The organism is Pseudomonas sp. Marseille-Q7302 (assembly GCF_965111925.1).
The window spans coordinates 2,179,365-2,205,320 of sequence record NZ_CBCOPK010000001.1 but is presented as its reverse complement, the minus strand read 5'-3'; the positions used below and the strand labels follow the sequence as shown (position 1 = coordinate 2,205,320).

At 66.9% G+C, this 25,956-nt stretch carries 25 protein-coding genes; 8 read left to right on the top strand and 17 right to left on the bottom strand.

The features are described 5' to 3' along the window. Positions 1–22: 22 nt before the first annotated feature. The 6 genes from ACWPW1_RS10385 (at position 23) to ACWPW1_RS10360 (ending at position 7,062) form a co-directional block, all read left to right on the top strand. Positions 23–1,360 carry a citrate:proton symporter gene (locus ACWPW1_RS10385; protein WP_434776416.1) on the top strand — a complete coding sequence of 446 codons (1,338 nt, stop codon included), beginning with the start codon at positions 23–25 and terminating at the stop codon, positions 1,358–1,360. Positions 1,361–1,500: 140 nt separating this feature from the next. Further along, positions 1,501–2,421, top strand: coding sequence for a GntR family transcriptional regulator (locus ACWPW1_RS10380; RefSeq protein WP_059314608.1), 921 nt, complete (start codon positions 1,501–1,503; stop codon positions 2,419–2,421). A gap of 225 nt (positions 2,422–2,646) precedes the next feature. Beyond that, positions 2,647–3,717: an isocitrate/isopropylmalate dehydrogenase family protein gene (locus ACWPW1_RS10375; protein ID WP_059232449.1), complete on the top strand. Its 1,071-nt coding sequence runs from the start codon at positions 2,647–2,649 to the stop codon at positions 3,715–3,717. 67 nt (positions 3,718–3,784) lie between these two features. Beyond that, positions 3,785–5,056: a 3-oxo-tetronate kinase gene (gene otnK, locus ACWPW1_RS10370; protein WP_434776415.1), complete on the top strand. Its 1,272-nt coding sequence runs from the start codon at positions 3,785–3,787 to the stop codon at positions 5,054–5,056. Positions 5,057–5,074: 18 nt separating this feature from the next. Continuing rightward, entirely contained in the window at positions 5,075–5,971 is an 897-nt protein-coding gene (locus ACWPW1_RS10365) for a LysR family transcriptional regulator (protein WP_059314605.1), read from the top strand. A gap of 29 nt (positions 5,972–6,000) precedes the next feature. After that, positions 6,001–7,062, top strand: coding sequence for an AbrB family transcriptional regulator (locus ACWPW1_RS10360; RefSeq protein WP_434776414.1), 1,062 nt, complete (start codon positions 6,001–6,003; stop codon positions 7,060–7,062). Between the two features lie 90 nt (positions 7,063–7,152). Here the strand turns inward: ACWPW1_RS10360 and ACWPW1_RS10355 are convergent, their stop codons facing one another. From ACWPW1_RS10355 to ACWPW1_RS10325, 7 genes are all read right to left on the bottom strand, one after another. Then, on the bottom strand, positions 7,153–7,887 hold the full coding sequence (locus tag ACWPW1_RS10355; protein ID WP_434776413.1) for a transporter substrate-binding domain-containing protein: 735 nt from the start codon (positions 7,885–7,887) through the stop codon (positions 7,153–7,155). A gap of 18 nt (positions 7,888–7,905) precedes the next feature. Further along, complete coding sequence (locus ACWPW1_RS10350; RefSeq protein ID WP_434776412.1) at positions 7,906–9,222, bottom strand: MFS transporter; 1,317 nt, start codon at positions 9,220–9,222, stop codon at positions 7,906–7,908. A 63-nt stretch (positions 9,223–9,285) separates the two neighbouring features. Further along, positions 9,286–10,329 carry a beta-propeller fold lactonase family protein gene (locus tag ACWPW1_RS10345; RefSeq protein ID WP_434776411.1) on the bottom strand — a complete coding sequence of 348 codons (1,044 nt, stop codon included), beginning with the start codon at positions 10,327–10,329 and terminating at the stop codon, positions 9,286–9,288. 155 nt (positions 10,330–10,484) lie between these two features. Next, entirely contained in the window at positions 10,485–10,670 is a 186-nt protein-coding gene (locus ACWPW1_RS10340) for a tautomerase family protein (RefSeq protein ID WP_059314600.1), read from the bottom strand. Between the two features lie 15 nt (positions 10,671–10,685). Then, positions 10,686–11,099 carry a cupin domain-containing protein gene (locus tag ACWPW1_RS10335; protein WP_059314599.1) on the bottom strand — a complete coding sequence of 138 codons (414 nt, stop codon included), beginning with the start codon at positions 11,097–11,099 and terminating at the stop codon, positions 10,686–10,688. Positions 11,100–11,114: 15 nt separating this feature from the next. Next, positions 11,115–12,485: an NAD-dependent succinate-semialdehyde dehydrogenase gene (locus tag ACWPW1_RS10330; protein WP_454252895.1), complete on the bottom strand. Its 1,371-nt coding sequence runs from the start codon at positions 12,483–12,485 to the stop codon at positions 11,115–11,117. A gap of 481 nt (positions 12,486–12,966) precedes the next feature. Then, complete coding sequence (locus tag ACWPW1_RS10325; protein ID WP_454253911.1) at positions 12,967–13,638, bottom strand: ABC transporter substrate-binding protein; 672 nt, start codon at positions 13,636–13,638, stop codon at positions 12,967–12,969. A 269-nt stretch (positions 13,639–13,907) separates the two neighbouring features. Here ACWPW1_RS10325 and ACWPW1_RS10320 point away from each other — a divergent pair, with 269 nt between their 5' ends. Next, positions 13,908–15,275 carry an LLM class flavin-dependent oxidoreductase gene (locus ACWPW1_RS10320; RefSeq protein ID WP_454252894.1) on the top strand — a complete coding sequence of 456 codons (1,368 nt, stop codon included), beginning with the start codon at positions 13,908–13,910 and terminating at the stop codon, positions 15,273–15,275. A 17-nt stretch (positions 15,276–15,292) separates the two neighbouring features. Further along, the gene (locus ACWPW1_RS10315; protein WP_454252893.1) at positions 15,293–16,078 is read left to right on the top strand and encodes a MetQ/NlpA family ABC transporter substrate-binding protein; all 786 of its coding nucleotides are present in this window, start codon (positions 15,293–15,295) and stop codon (positions 16,076–16,078) included. A gap of 15 nt (positions 16,079–16,093) precedes the next feature. Here the strand turns inward: ACWPW1_RS10315 and ACWPW1_RS10310 are convergent, their stop codons facing one another. From ACWPW1_RS10310 to ACWPW1_RS10265, 10 genes are all read right to left on the bottom strand, one after another. Continuing rightward, positions 16,094–16,696, bottom strand: coding sequence for a class I SAM-dependent methyltransferase (locus tag ACWPW1_RS10310; protein ID WP_271654653.1), 603 nt, complete (start codon positions 16,694–16,696; stop codon positions 16,094–16,096). Between the two features lie 181 nt (positions 16,697–16,877). Continuing rightward, a complete protein-coding gene (sfnG, locus tag ACWPW1_RS10305) occupies positions 16,878–17,969 on the bottom strand; it encodes a dimethylsulfone monooxygenase SfnG (RefSeq protein WP_434776407.1) in 1,092 nt (363 codons plus the stop codon). Positions 17,970–18,192: 223 nt separating this feature from the next. Beyond that, entirely contained in the window at positions 18,193–19,377 is a 1,185-nt protein-coding gene (locus ACWPW1_RS10300) for an ABC transporter substrate-binding protein (protein WP_434776406.1), read from the bottom strand. Continuing rightward, positions 19,374–20,363, bottom strand: a complete 990-nt coding sequence (locus tag ACWPW1_RS10295) for a GTP-binding protein (protein WP_434776405.1) — start codon at positions 20,361–20,363, stop codon at positions 19,374–19,376. Before ACWPW1_RS10295 ends, ACWPW1_RS10300 begins: the two co-directional genes overlap by 4 nt. Continuing rightward, positions 20,360–20,659 (bottom strand): hypothetical protein, encoded by a 300-nt coding sequence (locus ACWPW1_RS10290; RefSeq protein ID WP_059314592.1) that lies wholly within the window; start codon positions 20,657–20,659, stop codon positions 20,360–20,362. The genes ACWPW1_RS10295 and ACWPW1_RS10290 overlap by 4 nt, the downstream gene beginning before the upstream one ends. Positions 20,660–20,668: 9 nt before the next feature. Further along, entirely contained in the window at positions 20,669–21,418 is a 750-nt protein-coding gene (locus ACWPW1_RS10285; protein ID WP_434776404.1) for an SDR family NAD(P)-dependent oxidoreductase, read from the bottom strand. Positions 21,419–21,428: 10 nt separating this feature from the next. Continuing rightward, complete coding sequence (locus ACWPW1_RS10280; RefSeq protein ID WP_434776403.1) at positions 21,429–22,199, bottom strand: SDR family oxidoreductase; 771 nt, start codon at positions 22,197–22,199, stop codon at positions 21,429–21,431. A gap of 11 nt (positions 22,200–22,210) precedes the next feature. Beyond that, positions 22,211–23,566: an MFS transporter gene (locus tag ACWPW1_RS10275; protein ID WP_434776402.1), complete on the bottom strand. Its 1,356-nt coding sequence runs from the start codon at positions 23,564–23,566 to the stop codon at positions 22,211–22,213. A 25-nt stretch (positions 23,567–23,591) separates the two neighbouring features. Further along, the gene (locus ACWPW1_RS10270; protein WP_059314588.1) at positions 23,592–24,473 is read right to left on the bottom strand and encodes a polysaccharide deacetylase family protein; all 882 of its coding nucleotides are present in this window, start codon (positions 24,471–24,473) and stop codon (positions 23,592–23,594) included. Between the two features lie 72 nt (positions 24,474–24,545). Beyond that, a complete protein-coding gene (locus ACWPW1_RS10265) occupies positions 24,546–25,904 on the bottom strand; it encodes an amidase (RefSeq protein ID WP_454252892.1) in 1,359 nt (452 codons plus the stop codon). Positions 25,905–25,956 lie beyond the last annotated feature (52 nt).

Sequence of the window (25,956 nt, the reverse complement as noted above, 5' to 3'; positions counted from 1 at the left end):
ATTTTGGAATCAGGAGATACAGATGCTCTCTTTACTTGGCTTTGGAATGATCGTGACCTTCATGGCGCTGATCATGACCAAGCGTCTGCCACCGCTGGTGGCCCTGACCATCATCCCCATCGTCTTCGCCATCATCGGCGGCTTCGCTCCCGAAATGGGCCCGATGATGATCGATGGTCTGCGCAAGGTCGCGCCCACTGCCATCATGGTGATGTTTGCCATCCTCTACTTCGGCCTGATGTTCGACACCGGGCTGTTCGATCCCATCATCCGCACCTTCATCAAGCTGATCAAAGGCGATCCCGCGAAGGCCGTGCTCTTCGCCACGCTGCTGGCCGGCATGGTGTCGCTGGACGGTGACGGTTCCACCACCTACATGATCACCCTGACCGCCATGCTGCCGCTGTTCCGCCGACTGCGGCTGAATCCACTGATCCTGCCCTGCGTGGTCATCCTCGCTGCCAGCGTTACCAACCTGCTGCCCTGGAGCGGTCCCATGGCGCGGGTCGCCGCGGCGCTGCAGGTGGAAACCAGTCAGCTGTTCATTCCGCTGATCCCGCCGATGATCGTCAGCTTCATCGGGGTATTGGCGCTGGCCTTCTGGCTGGGGCTGCAGGAGCGGCGCCGCCTGGGCCTGCTGGTGGCGCCAGGCAGCAACCCGTTACGCGCGACGGGCATGGACGAAGACATGGGTGATCTGCTGACCTTGAGCGATGAGAACGCCGAGCTGCGCCGGCCCAAGCTGTTCTGGTTCAATGCCCTGCTCACCTTGGCACTGATGACCTGCCTCGTGATCGAACTGCTGCCGCTGCCGATCCTGTTCATGGTCGCCTTCTGCATCGCGCTGACCATCAACTACCGGCAGATGGACGAACAGCGCCGCCGCATCTCGGCCCATGCGCCCGCAGCCCTGACGCAGATCTCGATCTTCATCGCCGCCGGTATCTTCGCCGGCATCCTGTCCGGGACCGGCATGGTCAAGGCGATGTCCGGTTCGCTGCTCTGGGCCTTGCCGGAGAGCTGGGGCAACTACCTGGCGCCCATCACCGCGCTGCTGAGCATCCCCGGCACCTTCTTCATGTCCAACGACGCCTTCTACTACGGCGTGCTGCCAGTGCTGGCCCATGCCGCCGAGGCCTACGGCATAGGCGCGGCGGAGATCGGCCGGGCCTCGCTCATCGGGCAGCCGGTGCACCTGCTCAGTCCGCTGGTAGCGTCCACCTACCTGCTGGTGGGCCTGGCCGGGGTAGAGTTCAGCGATCACCAGCGCTACACCATGAAATGGGCGTTCGCCCTGAGCTTCCTGCTCATGGCCGTCTCCATCGTACTGGGCCTGTTCCCACTGTACTCGGCGACCTGATGGCCTCGGCGACGGCGCCTTCCGCGCCGTCGTCCGCTCCGGGTAGCCGCGGTTATGGTAACGTCGGGCTATCCGCCAGACCCGGCCAGCCGTCCTGCCCGGCACGCACCACCCGGTATCCGTTGTCCAGAAGAATCCCGATGAAAAAAGACCTCGCCGAACAACTCGCCCCGCGCATCATCGATCTTGCCCGTGCCCGCTCGATGAAAGCCGGTGATCCGTTGCGTGAAGAGGCCTTCGCCAAGGAACTGGGCGTTTCCCGCTCACCGGTGCGCCGCGGTTTTGCCCTTCTCGAAGAACTGGGCCTGGCGCGCAAGGAGCCCAATCGCGGCTTCTTCCTGACCCGTAATGCCAGCACCATCGAGCAGGCGGCCCTGCCCAGCGAGGACGATCCCTACGAGGAGCTCTATCTGCGGGTGGTGGACGACATGCTGCGCGGGGACATCCGCAACAGCTTCTTCGAGGCCGAGTTGCTGCGTCGCTACCAGATTCCCCGCGGCCAGTTGCTCAAGGTGCTCAACCGCCTGGCCAGCGAGGCCATGATCGAACGCCGCCCTGGCCAGGGGTGGGAGATCAATACCTTCCTGCATGACAGCGAAGCCCATATCCAAAGCTATCGCTTCCGCATGGCCATCGAGCCCTTCGCCCTGCGCGAACCGGGCTATCGCATCGACAAGCGGGCCTTCGCCCAGGCCCGCCAGTGGCAGCAGCGGCTGCTGGACGGTGAGCTGTTCACCCTGTCTCGCGCGCAGTTGTTCGAGATCGGCTCCAGCTTCCACGAATTGCTCGTGCGCTGCTCGGGCAACGTCTTCCTGCTCGAAGCCATCCGCCGACAGAATCAGTTGCGCCGCTTCATGGCCTACAGATCGAACGTCGAGCGCTCGCGGCAGATCGGCCAGAGCCAGGAGCACCTGCACATTCTCGACCTGCTCGAAGGCGGCAGCCGCGAAGAGGCAGCAGTCTTCCTGCACCAGCACCTGGACGTGGTCAGCCGCCTCAAGGCCGCCCAGGACCGCCAGCTGGAAGCCGCCGAAGAAGACGCGGAAAAGCAGCCGGCCTGATCCGCGCTCCCGCGCTACTCCCCTTTCATCCTTCGCTTGCCCGGGCCCGCCTCGGGTACCGAACCGCACGGTCGCGACGAGCGACAAGGCGCGCTTTTTTGTCCGCTGCCCGTTGCACGAATTGTTTTTAGATGACATAAAGTACAAAGCGTTCTGGCGATGCCGTGACTCCTTCCTGCTCACCCGCCAGGCCGACTTCACTGCAGAATCTACAAGGAGAAAACAATGCGTATTCTGGTCCTGCCCTGCGACGGTATCGGTCCCGAAATCATCCAGGCGTCGATGTCCGTGCTGGACGTCGCCAACGAGAAGTTCGGCCTGGGATTGACCTTCGATTACGATGACGTCGGCTTCACCAGTCTGGAGAAGCACGGCATCACCCTGCGCGACGAGACTCTGGAAAAGGCCAAGACCTACGATGGCGTGATCCTCGGCACCCAGTCCCACGCCGACTACCCGGCACCGGAGAAAGGCGGTCGCAACGTCTCCGCCGGCTTTCGCATCGGCCTCGATCTCTATGCCAACGTGCGCCCGGCACGCACCCGCCCGTTCCTCGCCTCCAACATGAAGGAAGGCAAGAGCATGGACCTGGTGATCATGCGCGAGGCCACCGAAGGCTTCTATCCGGATCGCAACATGAGCCGCGGTTGGGGCGAGGTGATGCCCTCCCCGGACATGGCGCTGTCGACCCGCAAGATCACCCGCCACTGCAGCGAGCGCATCGCCCGCCAGGCCTTCGAGCTGGCCATGAAACGGCGCCGCAAGGTCACTGCCATCCACAAGGCCAACAGCTTCCACATGACCGATGGCCTGTTCCTGGAATGCGTGCGCAACGTGGCCAAGGAATTCCCCGAGGTGCAGCTGGACGACCTGCTGGTGGACGCCTCCACCGCGCACCTGGTGCGCAACCCCGAGCGCTTCGACGTGCTGGTAGCCACCAATTTCTATGGCGACATCATCAGCGACCTGGCCAGCGAACTCTCCGGCAGCCTGGGCCTGGCCGGCTCGATCATGGCCAGCAACATCCACTGCTGCGCCCAGGCCCAGCACGGCTCGGCACCGGACATCGCCGGCCAGGACAAGGCCAATCCGGTGTCGATGATCCTGTCCATCGGCATGATGCTGCACTGGATGGGCGAGCACCGCGGCAACGCCAAGCTGCAGGAAGCGGCCGCGGCGATCGACCAGGCGGTGGACAAGGTGCTGGAAGATCCGGCCAAGCGGACGGCCGACCTGGGCGGCAGCCTGGGCTGCGCCGCCTTCGGCCAGGCGGTGGCCCAAGTCCTGCGCGGCTAAGACCATACCCGCGTCTCCCGGGGCGTGCGCGCCCCGGTCATCCCGGATAACAACAAGGAGAACCACCATGGCCACGCCGCTCCTGGGCTGCATCGCCGACGACTTCACCGGCGGTACCGACCTCGCCAGTACCCTGGTGGCCCAGGGCATGCGCACCGTTCAGGTACTGGGCGTGCCGGACCGTCCGCTGCCCAGCGACGCCGATGCCGTGGTGGTCGCCCTCAAGACCCGTACCCTGCCCGCTGCCGAAGCGGTCGCCCAGTCCCTGGCGGCCCTGGCCTATCTGCGCGAGCTGGGATGTCGGCAATTCTTCTTCAAGTATTGTTCCACCTTCGATTCCACCGCGGCCGGCAACATCGGACCGGTCGCCGATGCCCTGGCCGAGGCCCTCGGTGCTCACCTGAGCATCGCCTGCCCCGCCTTCCCCGAAAACGGTCGGACCCTCTACCTCGGCCAGCTGTTCGTCGGCGACCAGCCCCTGGCCGAGTCGGGCATGCGCCACCATCCGCTGACACCCATGACCGACAGCAACCTGGTGCGGGTGCTGCAGGCGCAGACGTCCCATTCCGTGGGCCTGGTGCGCCTGCCCCAGGTGCGCCAGGGCAGCGCAGCCATTGCCACGGCTCTGGCCGACCTCCAGGCGCAGGGCGTCCGCCATGCCATCGTCGACGCCATCGACAACGCTGACCTGCATGCCATAGGCGCAGCCGTGGCGGATCATCCTCTCGTCACCGGCGGTTCCGGCGTGGCTCTGGGGCTGCCGGCCAACTTCCGTCGCCGGGGTCTGCTGGCCGCCCATGCCGAAGCGTCAGCCCTGCCGGCTGCGCCTGGTCTGGCTGCCGTGCTGTCGGGCAGCTGTTCCACCGCGACCCGTGGCCAGGTGGCCCTCTGGCTAGAGCACCGGCCTGGCTTCCGCCTCGATCCGCTGGCCCTGGCCGCAGGCGAGGATCAGGTCAGCGCTGCCCTGGAGTGGGCCGCAGCGCGGCTGCCTTCCGAGCCAGTACTCATCTATGGCAGCGCCGATCCCGCGGAGGTGCGCAGGGCCCAGGCACAGCTGGGCGTGGAGCGCGCCGGCCAGTTGGTGGAAGACGCCCTGGCCCGCATCGCCCAGGGCCTGCACGAATGCGGTGTGACCCGGCTGGTAGTGGCCGGCGGTGAGACCTCGGGCGCAGTGGTCAAGGCGCTTGCCATTGACAGTCTGCGTATCGGTGCGCCCATCGCCCCGGGCGTACCCTGGACGCTGGGCAGCGGCGCCCGGGGGGACATCGCCCTGGCGCTCAAATCCGGCAATTTCGGCACGCCGGACTTCTTCGAACGGGCCCTGGCCGTCGCCCCCTGACCCTTGCAAGGATCGCTCATGAGCGGCTCTGCGCCACGCTACGACCTGGTCAGCCTGAACGTCTTCCGGGCGGTGGCACAGGAGCGCAACGTCACTCGCGCCGCGCGGCTCTGCCATCTGGCCGTCTCCGCCGTGAGCAAAAGAATCAGCGAACTGGAAGACCAGGTCGGGGTGCCACTGTTCATTCGGCACGCCCGTGGTATGGGACTCACCCCGGCCGGCGAGACCATGCTGCATTATGTGGAGCGGGTGCATGGCGATCTGCGACTCATGCAGTTGGAGCTCAACGAGCACGGCAGCGGCGCCACCGGCCATATCCGCCTGCAAGCCATCACCTCGGCGCTGACCAACCACCTGACCCCCGATCTCGCCAGCTTCATGGGCCTCTATCCGCGGGTTGATTTCGACATCGAGGAGCGGGTGGGCGGCAGCATCGTCCAGGCGGTGGCGGAAGGCCGTGCGGACGTGGGCATCGTCGCGGCCGATACCGCCGCCCTGGACCTGGAGACCTTCGCCTATCGCCGCGAGCGACTGGTGGTGATCGCCGCTGCGGATCACCCCCTGGCCGGGCGTGACCGGGTAAGCTTCGCCGAGACCCTGGACCACGAATTCATCGGCCCCCATGTGGAAAGCTCGATGAACGCTCTGCTCTCGCGCCAGGCAGCGCTGCTCCAGCGCGGCATCCGTCAACGCGTGCGCATCAGCAGCTTCGAGGCCATGTGCCGGCTGGCGGCGATTCGCCTGGGCCTGTGCGTACTTCCCGAGTCCATCGTGCGGCCCTATCTCAAGCCGATGAAACTGGTGGCCCTGGAACTGGACGAAGCCTGGGCCAGCCGCGCCATCGTCGTAGTGGTGCGGCGCTATAGCGCGCTGTCACCGGTAGCCAAGGCCTTTGTCGGTCATCTGCGCTCCTGAACCCTGCAACCGGATCCCTGTACAACGCCATGTCGACTTCCCGCTTCGCCCCTCGCCCCTGGTGGCCCACCCCCTTCGTCGGCCTGCTCGGCGGCTGGCTCGCCAGCCTGGTGCACTGGCCGTTGCCCTGGATCACCGGCGCCCTGATCGCCGTGACCCTCTGCCGCTGCCTGGGCTGGCGCATCACCGCCATTCCCCACGGCCGCCCCGCGGGCCAATGGCTGATCGCCACGGCCATTGGCCTGCACTTCACCCCGGCGGTACTGACCGAGGTCGTCAGGCACCTGCCGCTGATGGCCTTGGCAGCGGTTGCCACGCTACTGCTGGCGCTGGTGGGTATCACCGTCGTGCAGCGCCTGGGCACGGAACGCAAGACCGCTTTCTTCGCCTTCATGCCAGCCAACTTCGCCGAGATGATCAATCTGGCCGAACGCCATGGCGCCGATGCCCCCAAGGTCGCCGCCGCCCATACCCTACGGCTGGTGATCATCGTGCTGGTGGTGCCGCCCGCCATGCTCTGGGGCGTACCGGGTATCGCCCAGGCCGCCCATGTCCCACCGCCGCCGGACTGGCGCTGGCTGGCACCGCTACTGGCGGCGGGCCTGGTGGCGGCCCTGGCCTGGAAGCGCCGCGGCTGGCCCAATCCCTGGATGTTCGGCCCCCTGGCCCTGTGCTGCCTAGTCACCGCCTCCAGCGGCCTGGTCACCAGCCTGCCGCCGACGCTGAGCCACCTGGCCCAGATGCTCATCGGCGTCACCCTGGGGTGCCACTTCGACCGCGCCTTCTTTCGCCGCTCGCCGCGCTTTCTGCTGCTGGCAACCCTCTACACCCTGCTCTGCCTGGCCGCCACCTTCCTGATCGCCCGGCTGCTGGCCCAGGTATTCGCCCTGCCCTTCACCACCCTGGGCCTGGGCATGACACCGGGCAGCACCACCGAGATGTACCTGACGGCGGAGGCCCTGGGGCTGGGTGTGGGCACCGTTACCGCCATGCAGATTCTGCGCCTGGTGGTGGTGATGGCAGTGGCCGAGCCGCTGTATCGGCGCTGGTGCGCACGCTCGGCTGAGCCGGTGACCAGGGAATCGCCATAGCGCCGGCTGCGACGGCGTAGCGCTGCCGGACGGGTGGCGAGCGCCAAGGAGAGGGGCTGCGGCCTTGCCCGCAGCCCGGTCCGGATGCTGTCAGCTGCCCAGTGCCGGTCCCACTCGTGCCTCGGACTGACCGCTGGCGGCCAGCTCGCGGGCGACGAAGCCGTTGCGGATCTGCTCGTCGAGAAAATCTCGGACGAAGGCCGCGCCGGCGCTGCGCCCCTTTGGCACGGCCATGGCCTGACGGATTTCGGTGAAGCTGTCGGCCAGCACCCGGTAGCCGGCGTGAGCCCGCGCATAGGCCTCCAGCGGTTGGCGCACGCCGGCGGCGGCGTCCAGGCCTTGGTCGACGAACCAGTCCACGGCGGCCGCCGAGGTCGGCGCCCGCACCAGCTCGGCCTGGGTCAGGGTACGGCTCAGATAGAGGTCGTAAGCGGCCCCCTGCCCTACGGCGATACGGCGGCCGGCCCGGTCCAGCTCGGCGACGCCCTGGGCGGGATCGGCGTCCCGCAGCAGATAGGTGCCCTCGATGATGACGTAGGGATGGCTGAAGTCGATCTGCGCCGCCCGTACCGGTTCGATGGCCAGGAAGGCCAGGTCCCAGGCGTCTTCTTCGAGGGCGGCGAAGACCTTGCCGGCGGCGTCGTAGGTGCTGAACTGTACGGGCATGCCCAGGCGCTCGGCCAGGGCGCGGGCCAGAGCCGCAGAGACGCCGGCCGGCTGGCCATCGGCGCCGCGCTGCGCCAGCACCGGATTGCCGTAGTTGATCGCCGTGCGTAGCGCGCCCTGGGGGGCGAGGTCCGCGAGTACCGCTGAGCTGGGGGTCATGGGAGAACTCCTTGGAGGTCAGGTGGTGGCGGCAGCGGCACGGGTATCGTCGTCGCCACGGTCGAGACGGATCAGCAGGGTCATGATGAAGGCGATCGCCAGCAGCGCACTGAGAAACAGCAGGCCCGCCGAGGCGCTCTGGGTATTGCCCTTCACCATACCGATCATGAAGGGTCCGACAAAGCCGCCCAGGTTGCCAATGGAATTGATCACGGCGATGGATACCGCGGCCGTGGAGCGGCTGAGAAACAGCGTCGGCAATGCCCAGAACGGCGACTTGAAGCTGTACAGACCGGCCAGCGCCAGGCTGATCAGGCCGATCGCCAGGTAGGGATCGCGCACCAGTCCGGCCCCCACCAGCGCCACCGCCGCGACCGCCAGCGGTAAGGCCGAGTGCAGACGCCGTTCGCCGTGGCGATCCGAACGTCGCGACCAGGCGATCATCACCAGGGTGGCGACGATATAGGGAATGGTGGCGATCAGACCGATCTGGGTATGGCTCAGCGCGGATGAGAAGCCCTTTATGATCTGCGGCATCCAGTAACCCACACCTAGGCTGCCGCACTGGTAGACGAAGTAGATGAAGGCCAGGTAGAGCACCTTGGGATTGCTCATGGCCTTGAGTGCGCCGAAATGCCTGACGTCCTTGCGCGCCTGGCGATCACGCTCCAGCTCGGCGAGCAGCCAGACCTTTTCTTCATCTGCCAGCCAGCGTGCCTGTTCGGGCCGATCGGTGAGGTAGAGATAGCACAGCACTCCGAGGAACACCGCCGGGATGCCTTCGAGAAACAGCATCCAGCGCCAACCGCTCCAGCCCAGCCAGTGCACGTTGTCCATGATCCAGGTCGAGAGCGGCGCACCGATGATGTAGGACACCGGGATCGCCGCGGTGAAGAGCGCCACCGTGGTGGCCAGCTCGCGGGAGCGAAACCAGTAGGTCAGGTAGACGATGATGCCGGGGAAGAAACCCGCCTCCGCGACACCTAGCAGGAAGCGCAGGACATAAAGGTGCATGGCGGTCTGGGCGAAGGCCGTGGCCGCGGCGATCACGCCCCAGGTGACCAGGATGCGCGCGATCCATACCCGCGCGCCAAAGCGTTCGAGCAAGAGGTTGCTCGGCACCTCGAACAGGAAGTAGCCGATGAAGAAGATACCCGAGACGAAGCCGAAGACTTCGCTGGACAGCGCCAGCTCGGCGTTCATCTGCAACGCCGCGTAGCCGATGTTGGCCCGATCCAGGTAGGAGACGATGTAGAGCAGGAAGACGAAGGGGATGATGCGCCAGGTCACCTTGCGGATGATGGCCTGCTCCCGGCTCACGGGGGTGGTGTTCATGATGGCCTCACAGGGCCGCGACGAGGCGGCCGATCTTGTTGTTGTAGGATGCGGCGGCGATCTTCAGCGGCTGAAGACCAGGCACACCGGGCTGCCGCAGCGCACCGCCGTGCCGGTGGGTTCGAGGATTCCCCGGGTCTCGTCGACCAGGAAGGTGACGATGCTGTCGCTGTCTTCGTTGAGGGCGAACAACTGGCGGCCATCCGGCGCCAGGGCGAAGGCGCGGGGCGTGCGGCCCCCGCTCGCCAGGCTGCCGAGCGGCGTTGGCAACCCGCTCTGGGGATCCAGCGTGAAGACCATCAGGCTGTCGTGACCACGGTTGGAGGTGTATAGCAGCCGCCCCGCGCGATCAACCGCAATGGCCGCCGCCCGGCTATTGCCGGTGAAGCTGGCCGGCAGCGTAGCGTGGATGGTAAGGGGATCAAGGGCACCGGAGCTGGCGTCGTAGTCGTAGGTGGTGAGGGTCGAGTCCAGCTCGTTGACCACATAGGCCCGCGGCAGGTGCGGATGGCAGATCAGATGCCGCGGCCCCGCGCCCTCGCGGGTCGCCACCTCGGCCACCGGCACCAGGCGTCCGTCGTGAAAGGCGAAGCTGAAGATCCGGTCCAGTCCCTTGTCCGGCACCAGTACGAAGCGGCCACTGGGATCGAAAGGATTGCAGTGCGGCTTGGCATGGGGCTGTTCCTGGCGGTGCGACCCGGGTTCGCCCTGCAACTCCAGCAGCTGGACCAGAGGTTCCAGGCGGCCATCCGCCGATACCGGCAGAACGGCGAGACTGCGGCCAAGGTGATTGCTCACCACCAGATGGCGATCATCCGGGGCCAGTGCCAGGTGGACCGGATTGCGGCCGCCGGTGTCCTGCCGATTGAGGAAGGCCAGATGCCCGGTCTGGCGGTCGACGGCGAAGGCGCTGACCGCCTGCTCGTCGCCATGCACCGTATAGAGACGGTCACCCGCCCGATTGAGGGTCAGGTAGGACGGATTGATCAGGTCACCGACCACCTGGACGAGTTCCAGCGCGCCTGCGGGCGTGACCCGGTAAACGCTGATGCCCTCCCCGCGGGCCTGGCGGGCACGGGTGGTTCGGCTGCCGACATAGGCGTACATAGGGGCTCTCCTGGCACCGACTGGAAGGGTCCGACGTCCGCGCCAAGGCGACCGTCCGACCCGCTTGCGCCACCTTAGGCAACCTGCTGCCCAGCGAAAATTGACCTTTGGCCAACGAGGCGTTCGCGCCTGGCGAACGCTCGCCAGCGCCCGTCTCAGCGCTCGCTGTAGGGCACGCCGCCGCGGGCCTTGTCTTCCGGCTCGGCCTCGACGATCTGTACCACTACCCGGTCAGCGGGTACGCCGAAGCTATCCACCACCGCCTCGGTGATGCGTTTCATCAGCAGTTTCTTCTGTTCGGCACTGCGGCCCTTGACCGCATGAACGACGACTTCCGGCATGAGTAGCTCCTGGAACTAGGTACGGTGTTCGGCGGCGATCGGGCGCGTTTCGCCCGTTTCCACCAGGGTGCGTGTGGCCTCAGCAGAGCCATAGATCCAGAGGATCTTCATGGGCTCGGTGGCCGAGGCATTGCGAAAGCGATGAGGCACGCCAGCCGGGATGTAGGTCACGTCCTGAGGCGCGACGGTGAACTCCTGGCCGTCGATATCGAAGATCGCCCGGCCCTCCACCAGCATCACGCTCTCTTCGCAATTGTGGTAATGGAAGGGAATCTGCGCTCCACCCTGGAATTCGGTGTAGCCGTTGATGAAATTGCGCGCCCCCAGGCCCGCGGTCACCAGCGGCATGGTGGCGGCGCCACCGCCGCGGTCGTGCTTGGCGATGGTCTCGGGCTTGAGCAGCCAGGCGGCGGAATCGGTCTTGATCATGAAAGTCTCCTTGGGTCAGGACTGGGCGCCCTGCCAGACGGTCTTGACGTTGGTGAATTCGCGGATGCCCCATTCGCCCAGCTCTCGGCCATAGCCGGACTGCTTGATGCCACCGAAGGGCACCCGTGGATCGGAAGCCACCAGCGCATTGATGAACACCGCGCCCGCCTCGATACGCCGGGCGAGGCGCTGGGCCCGCGCCAGATCGCGGGTCCAGAGGGCCGCACCCAGACCGAACTCGCTGGCATTGGCGACGCGGATCGCCTCGTCTTCGTCCGCTACCCGGATGATCGCGGCCACCGGCCCGAAGGTCTCTTCGCGGGCCACGGTCATCTCCGGGGTCACCCGGTCGAGCACGGTGGGCGGATAGAAGAAACCCGGCCCGGGGAGCGGCGTGCCGCCCAGCACCAGCCGCGCCCCCTCGACGAGGCTGAGCGTCACCTGGCGCTGCAGGTCCTCGCGCAGACTGGCGCGGGCCAGCGGACCGATCTGGGTGGCACGATCCAGCGGATCGCCCAGCCGCAGGGCCGCGGCCGCTGTCGCGAAGGCCTCGGTGAAGGCGTCAGCCACCGCGTCGACGACGATGAAACGCTTGGCGGAAATGCAGCTCTGACCGGCGTTGCCAAAGCGCGCCTTGACCGCGGTCTGTGCGGCCAGGGCCACGTCGGCATCGGCCAGCACGATGAAGGGGTCCGAGCCGCCCAGTTCCAGCACCTGCTTTTTCATCAGGGAGCCGGCCTGGCTGGCCACCTGCTGGCCGACCGCGGTGGAACCGGTCAGGGTAACGGCGGCGATGCGCGGATCCGCCAGCACTCCTGCCACCTCCCTCGCCTCGATCAGCAGCGTGGCCACCAGGCCCAAGGGCAGGTCGGCCTTGGCGAACGCCTGCTCCAACGCCAGCGCGCAGCCCGGGACATTGCTGGCGTGCTTGAGGATGGCACCATTGCCGGCCGCCAGAGCTGGCGCGGCGAAGCGGATGAACTGCCAGAAGGGGTAATTCCAGGGCATCACTGCGAGCACTACGCCGAGCGGATCGTAGACCACCCGGCTATCAGCTGCGGCGCTCGCCACGGGGGTATCGCCGAGAAAGCACGGTGCCTGCTCAGCGTAGAACTCGCAGGTGAGCGCGGACTTCTCGATTTCCGCCTCGGCTTCCACCAGCGGCTTGCCCATCTCGCCGACGATGAGCCGGGCATAGGTGTCGCGACCGGCCCGCAAGACGGCTGCCAGGCGGACGAGGGCCGCACAGCGCTCGGTCAGCGGACACTCCGCCCACTGCCGCTGCGCCACATCGGCCTGGACCAGGCGCTCTTCGACCTGTGCCCGGGTATGGGTGTAGTAGGTCGCGATGGCGGTCCCGGTAGCGGGGTTGACGACTTCAATCATGAGCGACTCCATTTGTTTTTTATTTTAACAAAAGACAATGATAGGTGCGACTTCTGAACAGCGCAGTCACTGTACTGTCTGGCGCACGCCAAAAACCGCGTCACCCCCATCACTCATTGGTACTTTGTTATTACGTTATACCAATGTGATTAACCGAGCAAGCGGCAGCAAACCTTGGTGGAAGAGGTACCGGGTTTCTACGGGACGGCGAATGAATCGGAACAGCAATTCGACTCATGGCCCAGCTCCTCCAGGCGCGAGCCCAGCGCCGTCAGTCGTCGCAGCTCCGCGCAGGCCGTGGCGGAATGGGGTAAGGCGACGGTGAAGCCTCGCCGGACGCGCAAGCGCTCACCACCCGGCGCCAGGCGGGCGGGCGCACCTGGGCGTGGTTCGGGTGAAGTTCCTTGGATGGAGCGCCTGGCTTAGCAGGGCAAGTCACACGGCGTGGCGTAGCGTGGCCTCGTACCGCATGACAACCTAATCAGCTAGCCTTCGGTCGGGGCACGGTAGGGCACCACAGGTCCACTGCGCCGGCGTCCACGGGGGCAGGCAGCAGCGTGGCGGCATGGAAGGCGTCGGCGATGCGCTGCTGCTCGTCCAGGGCCGCGCGGCTGACCGGCTGGACAGCGGCACGACCGTCCGCCGGGGTGAGATAGGCCGGCTGGATGTCGGAGAAGCCCAGGCCGGCCTTCTGCAGGGCGGCGATCAGCAGGTAGTGACTACCAGCGGCCTTGGTCACGGCGATGCGCTTACTCTTGAGATCGGCGAGGCTCTGCAGCGGCGAGCCCTCCGGTACCAGGATGGCCTGGGCATGGGGCGATGGCGTTTCCCGGGCGAAATAGGTGAGTTTGGCACCCGCCGCCTGGGCGAACACCGGCACGGTGTCGGCGACGTCGGCTGAGAGATCCACGTTGCCGACATTGAGCGCTTCCAGCAGCGGCAGGCCGCTGGAGAATTCGTGCCAGCTGAGGGTGATGCCCTGGGCCGCCAGGTCGCGTTGCAGGGTGCCCTGCTCCTTGAGCAGCACCAGCAGGGTGGAGGATTTCTGGTAGCCGATGCGCAGGCTGGTCTCGGCCTGGGCGGCGCAGGCGAGTCCCAGCAGACCCAGGGCGAGCAGTCCCCGGCGGAGACCTGCGCTGAACGGAAAGCGGATAGCGGCCATGAATTCCTCAGCGGGCGGCGAATAGATGGCCGCCACGATAAGCAATAAGCAAAGGTCAGCTTAATACCGATTTGGAATTTGGTTAGAGGAGCGCGCTACGCTTGCGAAGGCCTTAACGTTATTCCGAAAGGCTATTTAAAGCCCTGTATATCTTGAAGCTAACGTATAACCACCGGACCACCGGATCTCTCCTTTCGCCTTGAACCCGAGGATCCCATGGCTGAGCTCCGGACTCTTTTCCCCGCAGGGGCGCCCGCCCCATGACCGCCCCTGCCAAGCAGATACTGCTCAACGCCTTCAACATGAACACCGTGGGCCACATCAATCATGGCTTGTGGACCCATCCGCGCGACACCTCCAGCGCCTACCACACGCTGGGCTACTGGACCGAGCTGGCCCAATTGCTGGAACGCGGGCTGTTCGATGGCCTGTTCATCGCCGACATCCTGGGCGTCTACGACGTCTACGGCGGCAATGTCGACCTGACCCTGCGCGAATCCATCCAGTTGCCGGTCAACGATCCCTTCCTGCTGGTCTCGGCCATGGCCGCCAGCACCCGGCACCTGGGGTTCGGTCTGACCGCCAATCTCACCTATGAGCCGCCCTACCCCTTCGCCCGCCGCCTTTCGACCCTGGATCACCTGAGCGAAGGCCGCGTCGGCTGGAACATCGTCACCGGCTACCTGGACAGCGCCGCCCGGGCCATGGGCCTGGCGCGCCAGATCGCCCACGACCGCCGCTACGACCAGGCGGACGAATACCTGGAAGTGCTCTACAAGCTGCTCGAAGGCAGCTGGGCCGACGATGCCGTGGTCCGTGACCGCGTCCAGCGGATCTATGCCCGTCCCGAGCGGGTGCGCAAGGTCGTGCACCACGGCGAATTCTTCGACGTCGAGGGCTACCACCTCTGCGAGCCTTCGCGACAGCGCACCCCGGTGCTGTTCCAGGCCGGCTCCTCGGATCGCGGTCTGGCCTTTGCCGGACGCCATGCCGAGTGCGTCTTCATTTCAGGGCAGGACCAGGCCGCCACCCGCGCCCAGGTCGAGCGAGTGCGCGGCGCGGCAGTCGCGGCGGGCCGCGATGCCGCGGACGTCAAACTGTTCATGGGCCTCACGGTGATCGTCGCCCCTACCGCCGCCGAGGCACGGGACAAGCACGCCGAGTACCTGAACCATGCCAGCGCCGAGGCCGGGGTCGCCCACCATGCGGCCTCGGTGGGCATCGACTTGGCCGCCTATGGCCTCGACGAACCCATCCGCCCGCAAAGGACCGAGGCCATCGAATCGGCGCTCAAGCGCCTGGTGGCCAAGGACGCCGGCTGGACCCGTCGCAAGCTGCTGGAGCAGCACGCCCTGGGCGGACGCTACACCACCCTGGTCGGTGATCCTCGGCAGGTAGCGGATGCCCTGCTCGGGTGGATCGACGAGACCGGGCTGGACGGCTTCAACCTCGCCCGCACCGTTACTCCCGAGTGCTACAGCGACTTCATCGACCTGGTGATCCCGGAGCTGCAGAGCCGGGGTCGCTACAAGACCGCCTACGCCGAGGGCAGCTTCAGACACAAGCTGTTCGGGCGCGGTGATCGCCTCGATGCCCGGCACTTCGGCACCCGCTTCCGTCAGGACTGAACGCTCAAGGACACCCCATGCCCCGCCTGAAACCCCTGCTTTTCGCCCTCGGCCTCGTCAGCGGTACGGCCTTTGCCGCCCCGCTCAAGATTGGCACCACCGCCGCCTTCGCCTCGCCCCTGGAAGTGGCGGCGCAGGAAGCCAAGGCCGCCGGCGTGGACGTCGAGCTCGTCGAATTCAGCGACTGGATCGCCCCCAACACCAGCCTCGCCAACCATGACATCGACGCCAACTACTACCAGCACATCCCCTTCCTGGAGAACGCCAAGCGCAGTGCCGGCTATGACCTGGTGGCGGTGGCGCCGGGGATCATCAACAACGTCGGGCTCTATTCGAAGAAGTACCGCACCCTGGCGGAAGTCCCCAAGGGCGCGCGGGTGGCCATCGCCAACGATGCCATCAATGGCGGCCGTGGCCTTTTGCTGCTGGAGAAGGCTGGCTTCATCACCTTGAAGCCTGGCGTCGGCTACCACGCGACGCTTGCCGACATCACCGGCAATCCGCGCGACATCCAGATCATCGAACTCGAAGCCGTGCAGTTGGCCCGCTCGCTGGACGATGTCGACCTGGCCCAGGGCTATCCGCATTACCTGCGCCTGGCCAAGACCCTCGATCCCAACCAGGCGCTGTTGTTCGACGGCCTCGACCATCCCGAGTACGTCATCCAGTTCGTCGCCCGTCCGGACAACAAGGACGACCCGCGCCTGGCCAAGCTGATCGATCTCTACCAGCACTCGCCTAAGGTACGCGCCGCGCTGGACCAGGCCTACGGCACCCTGTACCAGCCAGGCTGGAAGGAGTAGCGCTCGCGGGCCCGATCAAGGTTTTTCGACGACGAAGGCGCAGCGTCCGCGGTTCCTGCCGCCATCGGGCAGGTCCATGAATTCGTCGACGAGGATGCGCACGCCCTGCTCCAGCAGGAGGCCCCGCAGCACCTCCGGCGGATGGGAATCGTAGAAGAACGGCTGTTCGAACATGGTATCGACGAAGGCTTCACTCCCCGAACCGCCCGCCGTCAGCATCAGTCGCCCGCCCGCTGGCAGCCCGGCGATCACTCGCGCCAGGACGGGCCCGTGCCAGCGGCGCTCCAGGTGGAACAGCGAATCCCAGAGCAGCGCGCCCTGGTAGGGTTCGGCGCAGGCGTAGTTTTCCAGGCGCGCCTCGATCCAGCGCTGCTTGGGGAATTCCCGTCGCGCATGAGCCAGCATGGCGGCGGCCTGATCGACACCGAGCACGCGATGTCCCTCGGCCAGGATGGCAGCGGCGACCGGCGTGCCTGTGCCGCAGCCCAGATCAAGCACGGTGGCACCGGGTGCCAGATTCTCCAGCAGCAACGCGAGATAGCGCCGCTCGTCGTCTCTAAGGCTGATCCTGGCCTGGCGGAAGGTGTCGGCAATGGCGTTGTAGGAGGTCTTGTTCAAGGTCGGGCTCCCTGGCTATCCCAGGAGCTTAGCCCAGCCTGCTCCCGGCGAAAGGGCCCTGCTTCTCGCATCGGCCCTTTCACCTGGCAATTTTTCCGGCCGCGCTTTGGCGTTCTCCGGCTAGCTGCCTGGGTCACGGGCCTGCCAGTGCCTCCCGCGCGACCCAGGCGAGCCCTCTGGCCTAGGCCGCGGCCTGGGAGGCGGCCCGAGCCTCCAGCTCACGCACGAGCGGCAGCACCCGCTGGCCGAAATACTCCACCTCCTCCTGGAAGTGCAGGAAGCCCGCCAGCACCAAGTCCACGCCCTCCGCCTTGAGCGCCACGATGCGCTCGGCAATCTGCTCGGGGGTGCCGATCAGGTTGGGTTTGAAGCCATCGTTGTACTGCACCAGGTCCTCGAAGCTAGAGTTGGCCCAGTTGCCCTGGCCTTCCGGGCTAGCGGCGCCGGCCTGGCGCGCCGCATCGCCGAACGCCTTGACCGCTTCGGGATTGGCCTTGGCGACGATCTCGCGCAGGACCTCGCGCGCCTCGGCCTCGGTGTCCCGGGCGATGATGAAGGCGTTTACTCCCACCTTGACCTCGCGCCCCTCCGCCGCGGCCTTGGCGCGCAGATCCTGCACCTGGGCACGAATCTCCTCGCGGGTACCGCCGTTGGTGAAGTACCAGTCCGAGACCCGCGCCGCCATGTCCCGTGCCGCCCGGGAACTACCGCCCTGGAAGATTTCCGGATGCGGCTGCTGCAGCGGCTTGGGTTTCAGGGTGTAGTCGCGGAACCGATAGAAGTCGCCGGCGAAGCTGAAGTTGTCCTGAGTCCAGATGCCCTTGAGGGCGCGGAGGAATTCCTCGGAACGCCGATAGCGCTCGTCGTGCTCCAGCCAGGGTTCACCGATGCCATGGAATTCGCCCTTGAACCAGCCAGATACCAGGTTGATGGCGATGCGTCCGTTGGTGAGCTGGTCGATGGTCGCCAGCTGCTTGGCCGCCAGCGCCGGATTCCAGGGGCCGGGCAGGATGGCGGCGATCACCTTGAGACGCTCGGTGGCGGCCAGCAGCGCATGGCTGAAGGCCACCGACTCGTGCTGGTATTCGGCGCCGTAGCCGGCGGTGAAACGAATCTGCGTCAGGGCATAGTCGAAACCGGCCTGCTCGGCGAGCCGGGCCAGGGTGCGGTTGTAGTCGATGCCCCAGTGGGTGCGTTGCTCGATGGTGCTGACGACCAGGCCACCACTGACATTGGGGACCCAATAGGCGAATTTGACGGGGTTCTGCGACATACTAGGCTCTCCAGGTAGGACTCGCCATACAAGGCGAGCGAAACGTTGGCCCTGAGCCTCCAATCAAGAACCGAACCAAGTCTGAATGTCCCTTTGATTCAATGACTTGGCGGATAAAACACAACGATTTCCCGTGTTTCCGAACGGACAGCTGTCCGGTCGCTGTTGCCTGGGCAACAGTGTAGAAAGGCGTCTGGCACGCCGGTTTCACACGGATGCCGCCTCAGGTGGCGGTGGTCCGCAGGAATTCGCTCCAGCGCCGCACCAGGTAGTTGTGCTCGTCCATCACCGAATTCCACACGCCGATATGGCTCATGCGCTCGGCGTAGGAACCGCCCTCGCGACGCTGACCCACCTCGATCAACGGCAGGCCGTCGCTACCGTACAGCTCCTCCCGCGCTGGCAGACCGCCGTACCAGAAATCCCACTCCGCTGCGCTCAGGTGATCCCTAGCCCTTACCGGATTGGCGATGTAGAAGCCCTGGCGGGCCATGACCGCACCAGGCCAGCCGGCCAGCCACCAGTTGAGGTAGGCATAGGCGGCATCACGCACCCGTCCCTCGGCGCAACGCGACAGCGACAGGCCGCCGAACCAGGCCCGATAGCCTTCTCGTGGTACCGCCACCCGGTAGTCGACCCCGGCCCGGTGCAGGGCCATGAGCATCGGCGACCAGAGACTCTGGATGTCCACCCCGGCGGCCAGGGTCAGCTCGCCGGCGCTGCGGTCGTCGGACCAGAAGGCGGCGAAATGCCGATGCCGCTGGCGCTCCACCAGCAGCTCGGCCAGGCGGTCGATCTCCTCCAGGCGCAGGTTGCCGATGTCGTCGAAGCGCGCGAGACCTGCTGCCTGGATCGCCAGGGCAGCGTCCAGGGCACCGATGGCAGCGTCGCTCTGCAGGGCGCTGTGGCCGCACCAGCCCTCGTCGATCAGCCAGGCCCAGCTCTCCTCCTGACCGACCAGGGCGGCGGGCAGGCTTTCGGGTCGGTAGGCGAAGCTGTCGGCGTTGTGGGTCAACGGCAGCATGCTGATGCGTTCGCTGGGCTGACCGCCCAGGCTGCCGTCGTGCTGCACATAGAGGCGGTCGCACGGCCGGCAGCCCGGCGCCAGGCGATCCGTGGCGTGCAGCCGCCCGCGCTTGGGCAGGTCGTTGATCTCCTCCCAGAGCGCGATGCGGCGGATGTCGATGGGCTGGATGGCCCGTGCCGGCCAGACGAAGTCGACGTTGTGGAACCACTGGTCGTAGAGGTCGTAGCTATCAGGCTCCAGCACGGCGATGCGCTGGGCGGTCTGGACATCGTGGATCTGGTAGACCAGGCGGATGCCCAGCTCTGCTTCCGCCCGCTGGCGGATGGGTTCAAGCAGGGTCACCGAGGTCCCCAGCACCCTCAGGGTCAGCGGCGTGCTCATGCAGCCCGACCCAGACCGCCCATGAAGGCGGCGAAGGAGCGTCTGAGCAGCGCGGTGTCCAGGTCGCGAACGATGAATACCAGGCGCGAGCGACGTTCGCCCGCCGGCCAGGCCGGCAGATGCACCGGTGTATGCAGACTGTGCTGCACGCCGTGGATGACGATGGGTTGGCTGGCGTCGATCACGTCGAGGATGCCCTTGACTCGCAGGATGCGTTGCCCGTGGCATCTTAGCAGCATCGACAGCCATACCCCGAAGGCCATCCAGTCCAGCGGCCGGTCGAACTCCAGGCAGCAGACCTCGGCGCTGCCGTGGCGGCCTTCGGCGATCGCGGCGAACAGGCGCCAGCGACCGACCTCGGCGGCCGGGTCGGCGGCCCGCAGGCCTTCGCCCAGCAGCAGGTCATCGCCACTAACCACGGAAGCCGCCAGGGCCCGAGTGGCGGTGGGATTGAGCTGGGCCAACTGCCGGTCCAGCCGCTCCAGCACGGCAGGCGCGACCCGGTCGGCCTTGCTCAGCAGCAGCCGGTCGGCCGCGGTGACCTGGTTGAGCCACTCCGGGTGCAGCCCTTCCTGCAGCGCGGCATGCTCGGCGTCCACCACCGTCACCAGGAGCCCCAGGTGGAAGCGACCGCGCAGCTGGGGATCGAGGTTGAGCGTGGCCAGGATGGGGCCGGGATCGGCCAGGCCGGTGGTCTCCAGCAGGACCCGGCGAAAGGCCGGGATCTCGCCGCGACTACGGCGCCCGTGCAACGTCAGCAATGCTTCCTTGAGGTCACCGCGCACTGAGCAGCAGACGCAGCCGCTGGGCAGCAGCACGGTATCGGGCGCCACCTCTTCCACCAGCAGGTGGTCGATGCCGACTTCGCCGAATTCGTTGATCAGCAGCGCCGTCTCGCCCAGGGCTTCCTGGGCCAGCAGGCGCCGCAGCAGCGTGGTCTTGCCGCTGCCGAGAAAGCCGGTGATGACATTGACCGCCAGGCTCATGGCGCCCCCTCCAGCGGTGCCAGGACGCGCGGATCCAAGGGATCGAGCGGTCGCCCCAGCACCCCCTCGGCTTGGCGCCAGAGATCGTCCAACCCCTCGGCCAGCGCCTGGCGTCCGGTCGGCCCTTGGACCAGGTAGGAGGCGCCCTGGACGTCGCTCACCGTGAGCCGGAACGGCGCCACCACCCGGTTGATGGCCGCGACCCGACGCAGGCGCTCGCGCCGTCGCGGCAGGTCGTCGCCCAGGGGATCGCTCCAATGGAGATCTGGCCCGAGCAGGCCGCAGAGTCCGCACATGGGTACCTCCTAGGGCATGACATCGCCGGAATTAGGGCCCAGGGTCTGGCCGACGAAGAGATTGCCACCCGGATCGCTGGCCAGCAGCAGCGCGACCGGCGCCACCTCCTCCGCGCGCCCGAAGCGCCCTAGCGGCAGCTCGCGGGCCTTGGCTGCCTTCCAGTCGGCGCTGATGCCGTCCACCAGGGGCGTCTCGATGGGCCCGGGGGCGATGGCGTTGACCAGCACGTTGTCGCGGCCCACCTCCAGCGCCAGGGACTTGGTGAAGCCGATCACCCCGGCCTTGGCCGCCGCATAGTGGCAGAGCTCGGCGCCACCCTTGATGCCGAGCTGGGAAGCGACATTGATGATGCGTCCCCAGCGCTGCGCCTGCATGTGCGGCAGGGCGCGCTGGCTGGCGAGAAAGACGCTGGTGAGGTCGACGCGCAGCATGTCGTTCCACTGCTCCAGGGTCAGGTCGGCACAGGGTGCCTGGGTCAGCATCCCGGCATTGTTGACCAGGATGTCGATGCCGCCGTAAGCCGCCACGCAGGCGTCCACTCCGGCTCTGGCCCCATCCGGCTGGCCAACGTCGGCCACGGTCTCCGTCACCGACGCGCCCAGGGCACGGCATTCCTCGGCCACCCGCGCCAGGCGCTCGGCGTCGCGGTCGGCCAGTACCAGGTGCGCGCCGGCAGCGGCATAGGCTCGCGCGATGGCGGCGCCGATCCCGCTGGCGGCGCCGGTCACCAGGGCGCGACGGTCTGTCAGCTCGAACATGCTCTTCTCCTCAATCGGGCCAGCGCACGGTGAGACCGCCGTCGACGATCAGACTCTGGCCGGTGATGTAGCTGGCTTCGGTACTGGTCAGGAAACGCACCAGCGCCGCCACCTCCTCGGGCTTGCCGACGCGGCCCAGGGGAATGCTGCGGGCGGCCTTGGCCAGGCCCTCCGGACCCAGGGAGTTCTTGGCGTCCAGCGACTGGGGCGTCTCGATCAGACCGGGAATCACCGCGTTGCAGCGAATGCCGCGCGGCGCCAGTTCGACCGCCAGCGAGCGACAGAGGCCCGGTACCCCGGCCTTGGCGGCGGCATAGTGGGCATGGTCCTGCCAGCCATAGACACCGCCGGCGATGGAGGAGATGGCCACCAGGGCGCCGCCCTCCCCCAGGTGCCGCGCCGCGGCCCGGAAGGTTCGCATCACCCCGGTAAGGTCGACGTCGAGCATCTCGTGCCAACGCGCGTCGCTCATCTCCAGCAGCGGCGCGGCGCGCAGCAGACCGGCGTTGGCCACGGCATAGTCGAGGCGTCCGAAGTGCGCCTGGGCGGCATCGGCCAGGGCATCCACCGAGGCGCTGTCGCTGACGTCCAGCGGTTCGAGCAGACACTCGCCACCCGCGGCGGCCACCAGCCGCCGGGTGTCTTCGGGGTCATGGGGATCGCCGGGGTAGTAGCCACCGACCACCCGCACGCCATGGCGGGCATAGGTGACGGCCAGGGCCTGGCCGATGCCGCTGGCGGCGCCGGTGATCAGGGCAACGGGTGAAATGTGAGCGTTCATCGAGGCTCCTGTCATTTGAGGCTGGTGGGTTCGACGTGGCGCGCGGCCCACATCACCAGGCCAGAGAGAAAGCACGGCAGGGCGCCGAACCAGAGCGCAGCGCTGTGCCACTGGCCACCGTTGCCGAGCACGCTGGTGATGCCGAGGCCGGCGAGGATGGCGCCGATCGGTCCCATGGCGTGGACGATGGCGCCACCCGTGGCACGGATGCTGGTGGGAAAGCTTTCGCCCATGAAGAACAACATGGCCGAATAGGGCCCGGTGAGAAAGAACAGCCCCAGGCTGTAGAGCGCCACCACCGGCACCAACTGGCTCGGCGCCTGCAACATGGCGAAGAAGGCCACACCGCCGCACGTCCAGCCCAGGGCCACGGTGTTGCGCCGGCCGATACGATCGCCCAGCCAGCCATGGAACAGGTAGCCGATGAAGCCGACGGCGTTGGACAGCACCAGGATCCACAGCGAGTTCTCGAAACTGAGCTTGTGCACGCTGACGATCACCGACGTCCCCAGCACACTGAACACCTGGATTGCCGACCAGTTGAGCAGGATGGCCAGGCTCAAGACCAGGGTCGGGCGCAGGGCCTGGCCCTTGAAGGCCATGGCCACGCCGGCCTTGGCGTGCTCTTCGTAGTCCACGCCGTATTCATGGGCCAGGCTGCGGGCGTCCTGCTCCTGGCCTTCGCGACGCAGACGCTGGATGCGGGCGTGCACCTGGAATTGCGGAGACTCCTTGAGCTTGCGCGCCAGCACGGCGATGACGAAGGCCGGCACGGCGGCGAACACGAAGCAGCCCTGCCAGCCAATGTGGGGCAGCAGCAAGGCGGTGAGCCCGGCGGCGATCAGGGCGCCGATCGGCCAGCCGCTCTGCACCAGGCTGTAGATGAAGCCCCGGCGCCGGATCAGCCGCGGATCGTCGGAGGCGGCATAGACCTCGGTCAGGTAGGTGGCGTTGACCCCCTCCTCCGCGTAGCCCAGGCCAGCGACCGAGCGAACCAGCACCAGTGGCACCTTGCCCATGCCGGCACAGAGCGCGGTCAACGCCGAGCACAGGGCGGTGCCGCCGATGGTGACGATGATGCCGCCGCGGCGACCGATCCGGTCCACCAGCGGGCCGATGGCGAAGGCGATGATGGCCCCACCCAGCGCCACCCAGGTGGCGAGTTCGGCCTGCTCAGCCTCGCTCCAGTTGAAGTGCCCACCCATCACCGGCAGCAGGGTGCCGAACAGGATGAAATCGTACACGGCGAACACCCAGGCGAAGAAGGCGATCCAGGTGGCATAGCGGACATCACCGGAAGACAGTTGCTGCGGTTTCCAGGCAGCGGTGGTTTCCGTATGGAGCGGGCTGGCGGCAGGGAGGGTCATGGTCCTGTACCTGTGGGCTGGGCGCTTAGCGCTGGCGCGGCTGGCGCCGCAGGAAGTCGTCGGCGATCTCGTCCATGGTGGCGAAATGCACTCCGGCGTGACCCTGGATGTGCTCGATCAGGCGTTCGAGCATCAGCAGCACCTGCGGCCGCCCCGAGACATCGGGGTGGATGGTGATGGGGAAGACGGCATAGTCCATCTCGCGATAGACCCAGTCGAACTGGTCGCGCCACATCTCTTCCAGATGGCGCGGATTGACGAAGCCGTGGCTGTTGGGTGCCTTCTTGATGAACATCATCGGCGGCAGGTCGTCGAGGTACCAGTTGGCCGGAATCTCCACCAGGTCGGTTTCCTGGCCGCGCACCAGGGGCTTCATCCAGCTCTCGGGCTGCTGGCTGTAGTCGATCTTGGTCCAGCTGTCGCCCACCCGCACGTAATAGGGACTGAAGTCGTTGTGCATCAGGCTGTGGTCGTACTTGATGCCTTTTTTCAGCAGCAGCTCGTTGGTGACCCGGCTGAATTCCCACCAGGGCGCCACGTAGCCGGTGGGCCGCTTGCCGGCCAGGGTGGTGATCAGCTCGATGGACCGGTCCAACACCGCCTCCTCCTGCTCGGGGGTCATGGCGATGGGATTCTCGTGGCTGTAGCCGTGGATGCCGATCTCGTGACCTGCCGCGGCCACCGCCTGCATCTGTTCGGGAAAGGTTTCCACCGAATGCCCCGGAATGAACCAGGTGGTCTTGAGGCCGTAGCGCTCGAACAGCTTGAGCAGCCGCGGCGCCCCCACCTCGCCGGCGAACAACCCGCGGGAGATGTCATCGGGCGAATCCTCGCCGCCGTAGGAGCCGAGCCAGCCTGCCACCGCGTCGACGTCGACGCCGATGGAAACGAAGATTTCTTTGGCCATCGTTGCAACCTCCAGTACCCGGACAGACACAGGTCGATGGCGGAGCCGGGCCCCCGCCACCGCCGCTTGAAATCAGACGCGGAGCTGAGCTTCCAGGGCCGTGGCGGCATCGAGCAGGCGCTCGTCCGCCGCCGCCGGGGCCACCAGCAGCAGGCCGGTGGGCAGGCCCTGGGCATCGCGGCCGTTCGGTAGCGATACGCCAGGCGCACCGAGCAGGCTCCCGGCCATGGTCAGGCGCAGCAGCTCCAGATTGGTGGCGGCGAACAGATCAGCGTCGGCTTCCAGAGGGGCCAGCAGCGGCGCCACACGGCTCACTGTCGGCACCAGCAGCAGGGCCTCGGCGAATTCGGCGGCAAAGCGCGCCCGCAGCTGATCGCGGCGTTCATGCAGAACGGCCAAATGGTCGGCCGGCAACGCCCGCGCACGCTCCAGGCGCTGCCGTACCCGCGGATCCAGGCGCGCGGCGTCGGGACCGTCGAGCACGGCGCGGTGCAGCGCGAAGGCCTCCACCGCACCTGGCCAGCCTTCCTCTGCGAGAAACTCCAGGGCCTCGGCAAAGACCGTGCGGGCGCGGCGCTCCACACTCACCCCGGCACGCGCCAGCCGCTCGGCGGCGGCCAGCAGATTGGCTCGCACCGCCGGCTCTATCCGGGCATCGTCCAGCACGCTCACATCCAGCACCACCCGCAAATCCGTTGCCGCCGGCAGCGGTCGAGCAACGCCGCCCACCAGCAGGCGATCCAGGCACTGCACGTCACGCAGGCTGCGCGCCAGCGGACCCGGTGCGTCATAGGAGGCGGCCAACGGAAAGATGCCAGTCGCCGGATAGCGACCCAGGCTGGGACGATAGCCCACCAGGCCATTGAGGGCGGCCGGCAGGCGTACCGACCCGGCAGTGTCGGTGCCGAGGGCCAGGGGTACGATCCCCGCGGCGACGGCCACCGCCGAACCGGAAGAGGAGCCTCCCGGGATACGCACCTCGCCGCTCGCCCACGGGTTGGCGGGCGTACCGAAATGGGGATTCAAGCCGATGCCGGAATAGGCGAACTCGCTGAGATTGACCTTGCCCAGGCTGACCAGCCCAGCCTGGCTCAGGCGCTGGACCATGAAGGCATCGATCGTGGCAGGCGACGCTGCGCGGCGAAGTTCGGCACCACAGGTGGTGATCTCTCCCTGCAGATCGAAGAGGTCCTTCCAGGCCAGGGGTACGCCATCCAACGGCGAACGCGGCTGTCCAGCGCGCCAGCGCTCCCTGGAAGCCAGGGCTTCGGCGCGACCGCGTGCCACCGTCAGGGTGATGAAGACGGAGGAGGAAGACTGGGCGCATCCCAGGGCCGCTTCGAATACCGCGACCGGATCGAGGGTCCCGGCAGCATAGGCTTCACCGAGGCCGACCGCATCCATTGCCAGGGCTTGAGCGGATTCCATCATCACTCCTTAAACGTACATTTTATAATTTGGTACGTTTAATAGAGCAGGCTTT

Coding starts and splice junctions, on each gene's coding strand:
- ACWPW1_RS10385 (WP_434776416.1), top strand. CDS start 23: ATGCTCTCTTTACTTGGCTTTGGAATGATCGTGACCTTCATGGCGCTG.
- ACWPW1_RS10380 (WP_059314608.1), top strand. CDS start 1,501: ATGAAAAAAGACCTCGCCGAACAACTCGCCCCGCGCATCATCGATCTT.
- ACWPW1_RS10375 (WP_059232449.1), top strand. CDS start 2,647: ATGCGTATTCTGGTCCTGCCCTGCGACGGTATCGGTCCCGAAATCATC.
- otnK (WP_434776415.1), top strand. CDS start 3,785: ATGGCCACGCCGCTCCTGGGCTGCATCGCCGACGACTTCACCGGCGGT.
- ACWPW1_RS10365 (WP_059314605.1), top strand. CDS start 5,075: ATGAGCGGCTCTGCGCCACGCTACGACCTGGTCAGCCTGAACGTCTTC.
- ACWPW1_RS10360 (WP_434776414.1), top strand. CDS start 6,001: ATGTCGACTTCCCGCTTCGCCCCTCGCCCCTGGTGGCCCACCCCCTTC.
- ACWPW1_RS10355 (WP_434776413.1), bottom strand. CDS start 7,887: ATGACCCCCAGCTCAGCGGTACTCGCGGACCTCGCCCCCCAGGGCGCG.
- ACWPW1_RS10350 (WP_434776412.1), bottom strand. CDS start 9,222: ATGAACACCACCCCCGTGAGCCGGGAGCAGGCCATCATCCGCAAGGTG.
- ACWPW1_RS10345 (WP_434776411.1), bottom strand. CDS start 10,329: ATGTACGCCTATGTCGGCAGCCGAACCACCCGTGCCCGCCAGGCCCGC.
- ACWPW1_RS10340 (WP_059314600.1), bottom strand. CDS start 10,670: ATGCCGGAAGTCGTCGTTCATGCGGTCAAGGGCCGCAGTGCCGAACAG.
- ACWPW1_RS10335 (WP_059314599.1), bottom strand. CDS start 11,099: ATGATCAAGACCGATTCCGCCGCCTGGCTGCTCAAGCCCGAGACCATC.
- ACWPW1_RS10330 (WP_454252895.1), bottom strand. CDS start 12,485: ATGATTGAAGTCGTCAACCCCGCTACCGGGACCGCCATCGCGACCTAC.
- ACWPW1_RS10320 (WP_454252894.1), top strand. CDS start 13,908: ATGACCGCCCCTGCCAAGCAGATACTGCTCAACGCCTTCAACATGAAC.
- ACWPW1_RS10315 (WP_454252893.1), top strand. CDS start 15,293: ATGCCCCGCCTGAAACCCCTGCTTTTCGCCCTCGGCCTCGTCAGCGGT.
- sfnG (WP_434776407.1), bottom strand. CDS start 17,969: ATGTCGCAGAACCCCGTCAAATTCGCCTATTGGGTCCCCAATGTCAGT.
- ACWPW1_RS10300 (WP_434776406.1), bottom strand. CDS start 19,377: ATGAGCACGCCGCTGACCCTGAGGGTGCTGGGGACCTCGGTGACCCTG.
- ACWPW1_RS10295 (WP_434776405.1), bottom strand. CDS start 20,363: ATGAGCCTGGCGGTCAATGTCATCACCGGCTTTCTCGGCAGCGGCAAG.
- ACWPW1_RS10290 (WP_059314592.1), bottom strand. CDS start 20,659: ATGTGCGGACTCTGCGGCCTGCTCGGGCCAGATCTCCATTGGAGCGAT.
- ACWPW1_RS10285 (WP_434776404.1), bottom strand. CDS start 21,418: ATGTTCGAGCTGACAGACCGTCGCGCCCTGGTGACCGGCGCCGCCAGC.
- ACWPW1_RS10280 (WP_434776403.1), bottom strand. CDS start 22,199: ATGAACGCTCACATTTCACCCGTTGCCCTGATCACCGGCGCCGCCAGC.
- ACWPW1_RS10275 (WP_434776402.1), bottom strand. CDS start 23,566: ATGACCCTCCCTGCCGCCAGCCCGCTCCATACGGAAACCACCGCTGCC.
- ACWPW1_RS10270 (WP_059314588.1), bottom strand. CDS start 24,473: ATGGCCAAAGAAATCTTCGTTTCCATCGGCGTCGACGTCGACGCGGTG.
- ACWPW1_RS10265 (WP_454252892.1), bottom strand. CDS start 25,904: ATGATGGAATCCGCTCAAGCCCTGGCAATGGATGCGGTCGGCCTCGGT.